The sequence below is a fragment of the Dysgonomonas mossii genome, assembly GCF_004569505.1.
In the GTDB taxonomy this organism is placed as follows: domain Bacteria; phylum Bacteroidota; class Bacteroidia; order Bacteroidales; family Dysgonomonadaceae; genus Dysgonomonas.
In genome coordinates, this window is the sequence record NZ_SPPK01000056.1 from 1 (window position 1) to 465 (window position 465).

Consider the following 465-nt stretch of genomic DNA (forward strand, 5'->3'; position numbering starts at 1 on the left):
GTAAGCCAGATATCACAACACCGAAAGATACAGATGGAGATGGTACACCGGATAACCAAGATCCAGACATCGACGGGGATGGCGTAAACAACAAAGATGAAGAAGCCGCAGGCACTGATCCTACAAACCCTGATTCTGATGGTAACGGAACACCTGATGGTGACGAAGATGCCGACAAAGATGGTATTCCAAACAAAGATGAATCTGATCCAAACGGTACAACTGTTACGGATAAAGACAAAGATGGTAAGCCAGACATCACAACACCGAAAGATACAGATGGAGACGGTACACCGGATAATCAAGACCCAGATATTGATGGTGATGGTGTGAATAATAAAGATGAAGAAGCTGCAGGTACTGATCCTACAAATCCTGATTCTGATGGTAATGGCACACCTGATGGCGACGAAGACGCTGATAAAGATGGTATTCCGAATAAAGATGAGTCTGATCCGAATGGCA

1 pseudogene is annotated in these 465 nt (G+C 44.5%); it reads left to right on the plus strand.

Annotated elements, in window-relative coordinates:
• A pseudogene (locus E4T88_RS18050) lies at nt 1–465 on the plus strand (MSCRAMM family adhesin SdrC); the annotation flags it as partial.